8 protein-coding genes are annotated in these 12,654 nt (G+C 61.4%); all 8 read left to right on the plus strand.

Annotated features, from left to right (window positions below; translation table 11 throughout):
* Positions 1-264: 264 nt before the first annotated feature.
* The 8 genes from D8U61_RS06825 to D8U61_RS06860 all read left to right on the plus strand — a co-directional run bounded on the left by D8U61_RS06825 (position 265) and on the right by D8U61_RS06860 (position 12,383).
* Positions 265-1,005 (plus strand): flagellar basal body rod protein FlgF, encoded by a 741-nt coding sequence (locus D8U61_RS06825; protein ID WP_016771112.1) that lies wholly within the window; start codon positions 265-267, stop codon positions 1,003-1,005.
* Between the two features lie 45 nt (positions 1,006-1,050).
* On the plus strand, positions 1,051-1,836 hold the full coding sequence (gene flgG, locus D8U61_RS06830; protein ID WP_024012082.1) for a flagellar basal-body rod protein FlgG: 786 nt from the start codon (positions 1,051-1,053) through the stop codon (positions 1,834-1,836).
* A 51-nt stretch (positions 1,837-1,887) separates the two neighbouring features.
* The gene (gene flgH / locus D8U61_RS06835) at positions 1,888-2,583 is read left to right on the plus strand and encodes a flagellar basal body L-ring protein FlgH (RefSeq protein WP_016771110.1); all 696 of its coding nucleotides are present in this window, start codon (positions 1,888-1,890) and stop codon (positions 2,581-2,583) included.
* 27 nt (positions 2,584-2,610) lie between these two features.
* Complete coding sequence (locus tag D8U61_RS06840; protein ID WP_024012083.1) at positions 2,611-3,699, plus strand: flagellar basal body P-ring protein FlgI; 1,089 nt, start codon at positions 2,611-2,613, stop codon at positions 3,697-3,699.
* Positions 3,700-3,710: 11 nt separating this feature from the next.
* The gene (gene flgJ, locus D8U61_RS06845) at positions 3,711-5,027 is read left to right on the plus strand and encodes a flagellar assembly peptidoglycan hydrolase FlgJ (protein ID WP_122611663.1); all 1,317 of its coding nucleotides are present in this window, start codon (positions 3,711-3,713) and stop codon (positions 5,025-5,027) included.
* 25 nt (positions 5,028-5,052) lie between these two features.
* Positions 5,053-7,098: a flagellar hook-associated protein FlgK gene (flgK, locus tag D8U61_RS06850; RefSeq protein WP_071171415.1), complete on the plus strand. Its 2,046-nt coding sequence runs from the start codon at positions 5,053-5,055 to the stop codon at positions 7,096-7,098.
* A gap of 13 nt (positions 7,099-7,111) precedes the next feature.
* Positions 7,112-8,680, plus strand: coding sequence for a flagellar hook-associated protein 3 (locus tag D8U61_RS06855; RefSeq protein ID WP_130926653.1), 1,569 nt, complete (start codon positions 7,112-7,114; stop codon positions 8,678-8,680).
* A 109-nt stretch (positions 8,681-8,789) separates the two neighbouring features.
* Positions 8,790-12,383: a glycosyltransferase gene (locus D8U61_RS06860; protein WP_130926654.1), complete on the plus strand. Its 3,594-nt coding sequence runs from the start codon at positions 8,790-8,792 to the stop codon at positions 12,381-12,383.
* Positions 12,384-12,654: the final 271 nt, after the last annotated feature.

The raw sequence follows: 12,654 nt of genomic DNA on the forward strand, positions 1-12,654 counted from the left end.
ATCAGTCGAGAACTATCGCTCCTGACGGAGCGTTAGTCGAGATACAAGGAGCTGCGGAACGCTGCGATCTTTTGATCTCTTGCCGCGAAGCGGCATGACACCGCCGGTTTTTCGTCTTCGACCCATTTCAGATTCCCCCTCTGATCCCCTCAAGTCCCCTGTTTACCGGGCCTTCGCCCGCCAATAAAAAGTTGGTCTGCAAATTGCTTATGGCTGAGCAGTACAGCGGTGGGCGGCAAACGTCCGGCATGCAGAGGAAACACAGTGGACAAGTACCTTTATGTGGCAATGACCGGCGCCAGCCAGAACGCACTGGCGCAGCGGGCGCATGCCAACAACCTGGCGAACATCTCCACCAACGGCTTCCAGCGCGACCTCGAGCAGGCGCGTTCGATGCCGGTGTTCGGTGACAGCTTTCCGGCGCGTGCGTTTGCCATGAGCGAACGTCCCGCCACCGACTTCACGCCGGGCTCGCTGGTGCAGACCGGTCGTGAACTCGACGTCGCGGTATCCGGCAACGGTTTCATCGCCGTGCAAAACCCCAGCGGTGGTGAAAGCTACGTGCGCACCGGCAGCCTCAACATCGACGCCCTCGGCGTATTGCGCGCCGGCAACGGCATGCCGGTGATCGGTAATGGCGGCCCGATCGCCGTGCCGCCCGAGCAGCAGGTCGAAGTCGGCGAAGACGGCACCATCAGCATTCGCGCGATGGGCGAAGGCCCCCGCGTCATGGCCGAAGTCGACCGGATCAAGCTGGTCAACCCGGACATCAAGAACATGAACAAAGGCCTCGACGGTTCGATTTACACCAAGGACGGCCAGCCGGCGCAAGCCGACGCCAACGTCAAACTGGTCTCGGGTTTCCTTGAGTCGAGCAACGTCAATGCCGTGGAAGAAATGACTTCGGTGCTGGCCCTGGCCAAGCAGTTCGAGTTGCACGTCAAGATGATGAACACCGCCAAAGACGACGACCAGGCCATGGCTCGGGTCTTGCAGATCAGCTAATTATCAGAACGTCGCGCCGTAAAACAGGCGCACGAGGAGAATCGAATGCTTCCGGCTCTATGGGTTGCCAAAACCGGTCTGTCCGCCCAGGACACCAACCTGACCACCATTTCCAACAACTTGGCGAACGTCTCGACCACGGGTTTCAAACGTGACCGTGCCGAGTTCCAGGACCTGCTCTATCAGATCAAGCGTCAGCCAGGTGCCCAGTCGACCCAGGACAGCGAACTGCCGTCGGGTCTGCAAGTGGGTACCGGTGTGCGCATTGTCGGCACCCAGAAAAACTTCACCGCCGGCAGCCTGCAAACCACTGAGCAGCCGCTGGACATGGCCATCGACGGTCGCGGTTTCTTCCAGATCCTGCAGCCGGACGGCACCACGTCCTACACCCGTGACGGTACTTTCCACCTCGACTCCAATGGCCAGATCGTCAACGCCAGCGGTTTCGCCCTGGAGCCGGCGATCATCATCCCGAACGATGCGCAGACCTTCACCGTCGGCCGTGACGGCACCGTGTCGATCACCATCGCCGGCAACCCGGCCTCGCAAGTGATCGGCAACCTGCAGACCGCCGACTTCATCAACCCGGCCGGCCTGCAAGCCGTGGGCAACAACCTGTTCCTGGAAACCGCTGCTTCCGGCGCGCCGCAGGTCGGCACCCCGGGCCTGAACGGTTTCGGTACCACGCTGCAGAACACCCTGGAAACCTCGAACGTCAGCACCGTTGAAGAGATGGTCAACATGATCACCACTCAACGCGCCTACGAGATGAACTCCAAGGTGATCTCCACCGCCGACCAGATGCTCTCGTTCGTAACGCAGAATCTGTAATCCAGTCTTTGGGGCGGCCTGAGGTCGCCAGCAACACCGTGAGGTAGGGTCATGAAGCGCTTTGTATCTGTTCTGGCATTGAGTGGGGTCGTCTCGCTCGCGGGCTGCGTCGCCCCGACGCCCAAGCCCAATGACCCTTACTACGCCCCGGTGTTGCCGCGCACACCGTTGCCGGCGGCTGCCAACAATGGCTCGATCTATCAGGCCGGCTTCGAGCAGAACCTGTACAGCGATCGCAAGGCGTTCCGGGTCGGTGACATCATCACCATCACCCTGAACGAGCGCACCCAGGCGAGCAAGAACGCCAACTCGCAGATGGACAAGAACAGCGATAACTCGATCGGGCTGACCTCGTTGTTCGGCTCCAGCCTGACCACCAACAACCCGATTGGCGGCGGTGATCTGAGCCTGAACGCCGGCTACAGCGCCGACCGTTCGACCAAGGGTGATGCCAAGTCCGGGCAGAGCAACAGCCTGACCGGTTCGATCACCGTGACCGTGGCCGACGTGCTGCCCAACGGCATCATCGCCGTGCGTGGCGAGAAGTGGCTGACGCTCAACACCGGTGACGAACTGGTACGCATCGCCGGCATGGTCCGCGCCGACGACATCGCGACCGACAACACCGTGTCGTCGACCCGTGTCGCCGATGCGCGCATCACCTACTCGGGTACCGGCGCGTTTGCCGATACGAGTCAGCCAGGCTGGTTCGACCGTTTCTTCCTCAGCCCGCTGTTCCCTTTCTAGGTGGCTACGTTGAATCTGAAAAGCCTTATGGTGGCCGCGTTGTTGATGTCTGCGGCGTTCACCGCACACGCCGAGCGGCTGAAAGACATCGCCAGCATTTCCGGCGTGCGCTCCAACCAGTTGATCGGTTACGGCCTGGTGGTCGGGCTTAACGGCACCGGTGACCAGACGACGCAGACCCCGTTCACCCTGCAGACCTTCAACAACATGCTCTCGCAGTTCGGCATCAAGGTGCCGCCGGGATCGGGCAACGTGCAGTTGAAGAACGTCGCGGCGGTGTCGGTGAGTGCCGATCTGCCAGCGTTTGCCAAACCGGGTCAGCAGGTCGACATCACCGTGTCCTCGATCGGTAACTCCAAGAGCCTGCGTGGCGGCACCTTGCTGCTGACGCCGCTCAAGGGTATCGACGGCAACGTCTATGCGATCGCTCAGGGCAACCTCGTCGTTGGCGGTTTCGACGCTGAAGGCCGCGATGGTTCGAAGATCACCGTCAACGTTCCGTCGGCCGGTCGCATCCCTGGCGGTGCGTCGGTGGAACGTGCGGTGCCGAGCGGTTTCAACCAGGGCAACAGCCTGACGCTGAACCTCAACCGCTCCGACTTCACCACCGCCAAGCGCATCGTCGACAAGGTCAACGACATGCTCGGCCCTGGCGTCGCCCAAGCCATCGACGGCGGATCGGTGCGGGTGACTGCGCCGCTGGATCCGAGCCAGCGCGTCGACTACCTGTCGATCCTGGAGAACCTCGAAATCGATCCGGGTCAGGCGGTGGCAAAAGTCATCATCAACTCGCGTACCGGCACCATCGTCATCGGCCAGAACGTGAAAGTGTCGCCAGCCGCCGTGACCCACGGCAGCCTGACCGTGACCATCACCGAAGACCCGATCGTCAGCCAGCCGGGCCCGCTGTCCAACGGCCAGACCGCCGTCGTGCCGCGCTCGCGAGTGAATGCCGAACAGGAAGCCAAACCGATGTTCAAGTTCGGCCCGGGCACCACCCTCGACGAGATCGTCCGTGCGGTGAACCAGGTCGGCGCGGCACCGGGTGACCTGATGGCAATTCTCGAAGCTCTGAAGCAGGCCGGCGCATTGCAAGCCGACCTGATCGTGATCTGAGGCCGGCCACCATGGATATGCGCAAAAGCGGTCTGGTCAGCAGCAGCGATTCGGGTTCCTACTCCGACCTCAATCGTCTGAACCAGCTGAAGGTCGGCGACAAGAACAGCGACGAAAACATGCGCAAGGTGGCGCAGGAATTCGAGTCGCTGTTCCTCGGCGAAATGCTCAAGTCGATGCGCTCGGCCACCGAAGCGCTCGGCCAGGACAACCCGCTGAACACGCCGGCGGCCAAGCAGTATCAGGAAATGTACGACCAGCAACTGGCGGTTTCCATGTCGCGGGAGGGCGGTGGTATCGGCCTGGCCGACGTGCTGATCCGGCAGATGTCGAAGAACAAACCGATGGCGCCGGGCGAGGCTGCCGCCGCGTCCGCCGCCAAGCAGCAGGAAGCGCTGGCCAAGGCCGCCGCCGTGCCGACGCCGATTGCCGCCGGCACCGTCGCCACCGGTCCGCTGTCCCGCGTCAACGGCGAGCGTCCGTTGTGGGCATCGCGCTCGGTGCATGCGCCGAACAACACCGATATTTCCCATCGCAACGACATGGCGCTGATCAACCAGCGGCGTCTGGCATTGCCGCCGAAACTGGCCGACCGGTTGCTCGCCGGTCTGGTGCCGTCGGCGCCGAGCGTGGCCAATGCGACCACTGCGGCCGCAGCATCCAATGCCTTGCCGCAACGGGCCACGACCACCGCCCTCACAGGTTCAGGCGCGTTGTACAACGGCGACTGGCTGGCCCGTGCCGAAGAGCAGAAAGCCGCTGGCGGCCAGATGCAGGTCTACGGCCGCGCCATGGCGCAGATTCCGCTGGCACCGGCGAAGAAGGCCTTCAGTTCTGCCGACGAATTCGTCAATACCATGCTGCCGATGGCCAAGGAAGCCGCCGACCGCATCGGCGTCGATCCGCGTTATCTGGTGGCGCAAGCGGCACTGGAAACCGGTTGGGGCAAATCGGTCATGCGCGCTCAGGATGGCAGCAGCAGCCACAACCTGTTCGGCATCAAGGCGAGCAGCAACTGGAAAGGCGATTCGGCCCGCGCGATCACCAGCGAGTTCCGCAATGGCGCGATGGTCAAGGAGACGGCCGAGTTCCGTTCCTACGCCTCGTACAAGGACAGCTTCCACGATCTGGTGACGTTGCTGCAGAGCAACAATCGCTATCAAGAAGTGCTGAAGTCGGCCGATAACCCAGAACAGTTTGTACGCGAGTTGCAGAAGGCCGGTTACGCCACCGACCCGAACTACGCGACGAAGATTTCGCAAATTGCCAAGCAGATGAACAGTTTTGAAAACTACGCTGCGGCGGGTGTCTCCACCACGCCTTTATAAGGCACCAGGTAATAAGGTCTGAACCATGAGTTTGCTCAATATCGGGATGTCGGGACTGTCGGCCAGCCAGTCCTCTCTGGCTACGACAGGCAACAACATTGCCAACGTCGACACCGCCGGTTATTCACGTCAGCAAACCGTGCAGGGCACCAAGTCCTCGCAGCAGTACGGCAGCGTTTTCATCGGCACGGGCACGACCCTGGCCGACGTGCGCCGGGTGTACAACTCGTACCTGGAATCGCAGCTGCACACCGCGACGTCGCTGGACAGCGAATCGGCCGCGTTCCTCAAGCAGGCGACGCCGCTGGACGCCATGCTGTCGGACACCAACACCGGCCTGACCGGTGTGCTGCAGAAATTCTTCACCTCGATGCAGGGCGTATCGACGTCGGCCACCGATGACACTTCGCGTCAGTCGGTGCTGACCGGCGCGCAGGCGCTGACCAGCCGTTTCAATACCCTGGCCAAGCAGCTCAACGACCAGAACACCACGATCAACGGCAGCCTCGGCGACATGACTGCCCAGGTGAACAAACTCGCCACGGCGATCGCCAATCTCAACCAGAAGATCGGCGAAATCTCCACCAGTGGCGGGGCGCCGAACGACCTGCTCGACAGCCGTAACGAAGCCGTGCGTCAGCTCTCCGAGCTGACCGGTGCCCAGGTCGTCGAGCGCGGCACCAGCTTCGACATTTATGTCGGCAGCGGCCAGCCGCTGGTCATCGGCAACACCACCAACAGCCTGAGCATGGTCGCGAGCAAGACCGACCCGTCGCGCATGTCGATCCAGATGGATCGCGGTTCGAGCACCATCGACATCACTTCGGTGATCAGCGGCGGCGAAATCGGCGGTCTGCTGACCTATCGCAAGGAAGTCCTCGACCCGTCGCTCAACGAGCTCGGTCGCGTCGCTCTGGTGATTGCCGATCAGATCAACAGCCAGCAAGCCCAGGGCATCGACAAGAACGGTGACTTCGGCGCGGCGATTTTCAACAACATCAACAGTGCCGCCCTGATCAGTCAGCGCAGCATTGCGAAGGACGGCAACAGCGCCGGTTCGGGCAACCTCGATGTGACCATCAAGGACACCGGCAAGCTGACCACCAGCGATTATCAGGTGACCTTCACCAGCGCCACCGATTACACCGTCAAGCGTTCCGACGGCACCGATCTGGGCGCATTCAGTACCACGACCAATCCGCCGCCAGTAATCGACGGTTTCACCCTTGCCTTGAATGGCGGCGCGCTGAGCGCGGGTGACTCGTTCAAAATCACGCCGACCCGCAACGCGGCGGCGAGCATTCAGACGGTCCTGACCGATCCGAAGAAAATCGCAGCGGCAGGTCCGCTGACCGGTGTCGCCAGCGCCAACGGTCTGGGCACTTACACCCAGCCGACGCTCAGCGACAAGATCGACATCTACAACCCGACCGCCCAGGCTGACATGCAGGCAGCGTTGAAGAATTCGACGCCGGTCAAACTGGTGTTCGGCGCAGCCAGCGGCGGCAGCCAATCGTACAATCTGGTCGACGCCAAGGGCGCGACCATCGGCACCGGCACCATCGTCCCTGGCCAGTCGAACACGCTGAATTTGAAAGTCGGCATCGTCGATGCCAGCGGCAACCCGGTGATGGACACTACCGTCACGCCGAACGTGCAGAAGACCTTCACCGTGCAGACCACCGTGGGCGGCACGCCGAAAACCGGCGAGACCTTCACCATGAACCTGACCGGCGCGGCGTCTTCGGACAACCGCAACGCCCAGGCACTGGTCGCATTGCAAACCAAACAGACCGTGGACACCGGTTCGGCGAGCAAGGGCATCAGCCTGACCGACGCCTACAACACCCTGGTGACCAACGTCGGTACCAAGACCGCCCAAGGCAAGTCCGACAGCGCCGCGACCACGGCGATTCTGGAGAACGCCAAGGGTGCCCGCGATTCGCTTTCAGGGGTCAACCTGGACGAAGAAACCGGCAACCTGGTCAAGTACCAGCAGTACTACACAGCGTCTTCGCAGATCATCAAAGCTGCGCAGGAAACTTTCGCCACGCTGATCAACAGCCTTTAAGGAGTCGTAATTCATGCGCATTTCCACCGCCCAGTATTACGGAACGCAAGCTTCGGATTATCAGCGTAACTTCAACAAGGCCGTTGCCACCGCGAGCGAGGCGAGCAGCCTGCAGCGCATCAACACCGCCGCCGATGATCCGATCGGTGCCGGGCGCTTGCTGCAATTGGGCCAGCAGGCGGCGATGCTCGATCAGTACAAGACCAACGTCAACACCACCAAAAGTGCGTTGAACGTGCAGGAGTCCACGCTGGATTCGATCACCACGGCGTTGGCACGGGCCAAGGAACTTGCGCTGGCCGCGAACAACGGCACGATCACCGACAAGGATCGCCAGGCGTACGCCTCGGAACTGGGTGAGATCCAGCAGCAGGTGCTGGGCCTGATGAACGCCAAGGATGCCAACGGCAACTACCTGTTCTCCGGTTCGAAAACCGATACCGCGCCGTACTCGAAGAATTCTGACGGCACGTTCAGCTACAACGGCGACCAGACCACCATCGATCTGGGCATCGGCGACGGCATGACCGTGGGCACCAACACCACCGGTTGGGACGCGTTCCAGCAGACCATCAACACCGGCCGCACCAACACCAAAATGACCGCGCCAGCCGTCGATGACGGCCGTGTCGTGCTGTCCAACGGCACCGTCGGCACTGCCGCCACTTACGATGCCAAGTTCACTGCCGGGCAGCCGTACACCATCGATTTCGTCAGCAGCACCCAGCTGAAAATCACCGATGCGCTGGGCAACGATGTGACCGCCGAGGCCAGCCAGAACGGCCTGATCAGCAACAGCAGCGGCGCCAATCAGACCGTCAGTTTCCGCGGCGTCGACCTCAAGCTGAACGTCAACCTGAAGGCCGGCGATACCAACCCGGACGCCGTTATCGCAGGGCACAGTTTTCAGCTGTCGGCCTCGCCGGACTCGTTCACCACCACGCGTAATCCGGGTAACCCGTCGACCAGCGTGATCACCGGTTCGACCATCACCGATCAGGCAGCCTACACCGCAGCTTTCCCGCAGGGCGGCGCGGTGCTCAAGTTCACCAGCGCCACCGATTTCGATCTGTATGCCGCGCCAGTGACCGCCGACAGCAAGCCGGTTTCTTCGGGCACGGTTGCCGGCGGTAACGCCACCGCTGCCGGTGTGACCTTCGCGCTGGGCAACACGCCGGCCGCAGGCGATCAGTTCTCGATCCAGCCGAACAATCACCAGACCCAGAACGTGCTCGACACCCTGGGCCAGATGATCACCGCGCTGAACACGCCAGTTGATGGCGATCCGGTTGCCAAGCAGAAATTGCAGGGCGCGATGGAGGCGGGCCTCGGCAACATCGATGCCGCTTCCAACCAGATCGGCACCGCAGTCACCACCATTGGTGCCCGCGGCCAGGCCCTGGACATGCAGACCATCACCAACGACAGTCTGACCACGGCGAACAGCACCACCCAGGGTTCGATCCGTGATTCCGATCCGGCTGAAGTCATGACCCGTCTGACGCTGCAACAGACCATGCTGCAAGCCGCGCAACTGGCGTTCAGCAAGATCAGTCAGTTGGGTCTGTTCAACAAGATCTGATGATTGGCGGGCGCGAGCGCGCCCGCCAACGTTGTGCCTCTGTTAATGATTTTTTGCGGTATCAAGGGCTCGTTTTTGCGAGCGGGCTCGTACCGCCTGTGAGCCCGCCGTGAATTCACTTCCTCTCGTCAGCATTGCCATCCCTGCGTTCAATCCGCGCTTTTTCGAGCGGGCATTGAACAGCGCCGTCAGCCAGACATACGCGCCTCTTGAGATCATTGTCTGCGATGACAGTCGTGGTCGTGAGATCGAAGGGATTGTCAGCGCTGTGGCCGAGCGCTCGGGTGTTGCCGTGCGCTATGTGCGCAACCCGCGCACACTGGGCCTGGTCGGCAATCTCAAGGCGTGCCTTGATCAGGCGCAGGGTGAATTCGTCAAGTTCATGTGTGACGACGACCATCTCTATGCCGCCTGCATCGAGCAGCAGGCGCACGAGATGTTGCGTGAGGAAGTCAGCCTGGTGCTGGCTCAGCGGCTGTTCTGGGACGCCGACGACATCATTCTGCCGGCGCGCCTTGAAAACACTTCGTTGTCACCGGCCAGCGGTCTGTTCAAGGGTGATGACCTGCTGGGCATCTTCGAAAAATTTCCGGTCAATGTGCTGGGCGGTTTCTCCAGCGCCTTGTTCCGTCGTTCGGACCTCGTCGACTTGTTGCCGGCGCTGACTCAGGACGGCCACTGCTTTGTCGCCACCCTGGATTTCGCCTTGTACGTATGCCTGCTGCGGCGCGGCAATCTGGCGATGTCGAACACCGTGCTCAGTGCCGAGCGGCTGTATCCGGAGCGCTTGAGCGCTCAGCAGCCGATGAAAGACGCGGTCGAGGTCGAGCGCGAGTGGATTCTGCAAATGCTCAAGGCGCGCAGCGGCGAGTCGGCGCCAGCGCCGGGTTGGGTGCGCTATGTCCCGCTGACCAAGGCTGACGCAATGCCGCGCGTCTGGGAAGAGCTGCCCCTGAGCCGTACGCTGGGTACCAAGCAGAGTCGCCAGGAGTGGTGCGTCGGCATCGATAGCTGGAGCTTCGCCGAACTCTACGCGCACTGGCTGCAGTTCCGCAGTCTCACTGAAGGGCAGCGCAAGTTACTGCCGGAAACTCTGGCTGCCTGGCCACAACAGCCGCGAATAGTGCCGATCGTCATTGATGCCCAGGGCAGTCGCGATGGAGTCGAGCGCACGCTTGAGGCGCTTGCTCGGCAGGACTATGCGCCTGAACTGATTCTGGTGCTGTCCGCTTCCTGTAACGAGGCGACGCTGGATGGGCGCGTGTTCCACATGCCACTGGAAGGTGACGGGCTGGGTCAGATCAACGCTCTGTTGCCCCAACTGGAGGGCGCCGACTGGTTCTACCTGTTGCAGGCCGGTGACCGGCTGATGGTGCCGGCCTTGCTGGTCATGTCTGACCGGATTGCGCACTCGCCGTCGCTCGGTTGCGTGTACAGCGATGAAGGCGGTCTGCGCGATGGTGAGTCCGTGGAACCCGCCTTCAAACCCGATTTCAACCTTGATCTGATGCGCAGCTACCCGTATGTCGGGCGCGCCTTGGCGTTCAAGCGCGAACGCTTTCTGGCGCTGGGTGGTTTTGACACGACGTTCACCGAACTGGCTCCTCACGACATGCTGTGGCGCATGGTCGAAAGCGACGGCACCCAGGTGATCGGGCATGTCGCCGAAGTTCTGCTGGAGTCGCCATTCGATCTGTCGCGGTGGTTGGCCGAGCCAGGCGTCATCGAACAGAACCCTCGTGTGCTCGAAGCGCATCTGCAACGCATTGGCGTTGCCCATGAAATCCGTCGTGGCAGTTGCCAATTGCTCAATCGTGTCGACTATCGGCACGCGCGCCGTCCGCTTGTGTCGATCATCATCGTCACCCGGGATCAGACCGCTGCCTTGCAGCGGTGTGTCGAGACCGTGCTGGAAAAAACCGCCTACGCCGACTACGAACTGCTGCTGGTCGACAACGGCAGCGAAACCGCTGAGGCCAGAGCATGGCTGGACGGCATCGCGCAATTGGGTGGTGACCGAATCCGCGTGCTGACGTACCCGCAGCCGGACAACATGGCTGCCCTGCACAATTTTGCCGTGGCCAAGGCCCGTGGCGAATATGTGCTGCTGCTCAATACCTTTGCAGTGATCACCCACGCCGACTGGCTGGACGAACTGCTCAATCATGCGCAGCGCCCGGAAGTCGGCGTGGTCGGCGCCAAGTTGTTCAACCCGGATGGTTATGTGCTGCATGCCGGCATGATTCTGGGGATGCAGGGCGCGGTCGGGCTGCCATTTTATGGACAGTCGCTGCAGTCGGACGGTTATATGTTCCGGCTGCAGGCCACCCACGATCTGAGTGCAGTCGGCGGTGATTGCCTGATGGTGCGCAAGACGGTTTTCGAGGCGGTGGCAGGGCTTGACGAAGAGGATTTGAAGCAGGCGCTGAACGTGGTGGATCTGTGCCTGCGCATCGGCCAGGAAGGCTACCTGGTAGTGTGGACGCCTTATGCCTTGCTGGCTCAGGGCGTGCGCCCGACTGTCGAGTCGACAACTGAGCAAGGCCAGCAACATTTGCACGAGCAAGAGACCTTCTACAAGCGCTGGCTGCCGCGCATTGCCCGCGATCCGGCCTTCAACGTCAACCTGTCACTGCAGGGCGTCGGAGCGACCAGTTTCAGCCTTGAGCCGGGCCTGCGTACGGGGTGGACTGCTTTTTCCAGGCCGCAATTGCCCAACGTACTCGCTGTGCCGATCAATGCCTCAGCCATTGGCCATTACCGCATGAGTCAGCCGCTGATAGAGCTGGAAGCGGCGAACCGCGCCGAAGGGTGTATTCGTTACGGCTTGCCGTCGATCATTGAAATCGAGCGTCAGTCGCCGGATGTCATCGTCCTGCAAGGGCGCTATTCCCAGGGCGCGATCGATGAAATCCCGCCGCTGAAAAAGTTCTGCCATGCCCGGCGCATCTTCGAGCTGGATGACTATGTGATCGATGTTCCGCATCGCAATGCGCATATCCGCAACATGCCCAGCAAGCAGGAAATGGAACGGATGGTGCGCCAGGCGATCAGCCTGTGCGACCGCGTGGTGGTGTCGACTCAACCACTGGCCAATGCGCTGTCGGACATGCACCACGACATTCGCGTGGTCCCCAACATGCTTGCGCAAAACCTCTGGACCGGTCTGCGGGGGCAGCGCCGCACCTCGAAAAAACCTCGCGTGGGTTGGGGCGGAGGCACCAGCCACCATGGCGATCTGGCGGTGATTGCCGATGTCGTGCGTGAGCTGGCCAATGAAGTCGACTGGGTATTCTTTGGCATGTGCCCGGATGACCTGCGTCCGTACATGCACGAGTTCCACGGTGTGATTCCTCTGGACGTCTATCCGGCCAAGCTGGCCAGTCTTAACCTCGACCTGGCCCTGGCACCGCTGGAGTTTCACATTTTCAATGACTGCAAGAGCAACCTGCGTTTGCTGGAATACGGCGCCTGTGGTTATCCGGTCATCTGCACTGATACCGAAGCCTATCAGGGCTACCTGCCGTGCACGCGGGTGAAGACCAACAGCACTGATGAATGGCTGCAGGCGATTCGCATGCATCTGGCCGACCCTGACGCCAGTTATCGCATGGGTGACGAGCTGCACGAGGTGGTCATGCGCGATTATGTGTTGCGTGGTGACAATCTGCGGTATTGGGAGAATGGCTGGCTGGCGGATTGATCGTTTATATAGGCGGCTTTTTGGGGTTGCCTTTTTTTTGGGGCCTTGGCGGCCTTTGGGCCGACCAGGCGTTGGTTGGTTTGGGTGAATATCCGTTTTTTGCTGCGCTGCGGTTGGCGGTTTCGCCCTTACGGCGACTCACTTTTTTTACAAACGCCTAAAAAAAGTAAGCAAAAAAACGCTTGCTCCTACGTTCGGCCCTCGCAGGCTCGGGTTCCTTCGCTGCGGGACTGATCCGGGCGCAGCGGCTCCGGTTTGCTTCGCTGCACCT

The sequence above is a fragment of the Pseudomonas sp. Sample_14 genome (assembly GCF_004307515.1).
GTDB classification, from domain to species: domain Bacteria; phylum Pseudomonadota; class Gammaproteobacteria; order Pseudomonadales; family Pseudomonadaceae; genus Aquipseudomonas; species Aquipseudomonas atacamensis.

What these genes read in the sequence shown, in the direction of transcription:
- flgG (WP_024012082.1), top strand. Translation starts at nt 1,051, where the DNA reads ATGCTTCCGGCTCTATGGGTTGCCAAAACCGGTCTGTCCGCCCAGGAC.
- D8U61_RS06855 (WP_130926653.1), top strand. Translation starts at nt 7,112, where the DNA reads ATGCGCATTTCCACCGCCCAGTATTACGGAACGCAAGCTTCGGATTAT.
- D8U61_RS06840 (WP_024012083.1), top strand. Translation starts at nt 2,611, where the DNA reads ATGGTGGCCGCGTTGTTGATGTCTGCGGCGTTCACCGCACACGCCGAG.
- flgH (WP_016771110.1), top strand. Translation starts at nt 1,888, where the DNA reads ATGAAGCGCTTTGTATCTGTTCTGGCATTGAGTGGGGTCGTCTCGCTC.
- flgK (WP_071171415.1), top strand. Translation starts at nt 5,053, where the DNA reads ATGAGTTTGCTCAATATCGGGATGTCGGGACTGTCGGCCAGCCAGTCC.
- flgJ (WP_122611663.1), top strand. Translation starts at nt 3,711, where the DNA reads ATGGATATGCGCAAAAGCGGTCTGGTCAGCAGCAGCGATTCGGGTTCC.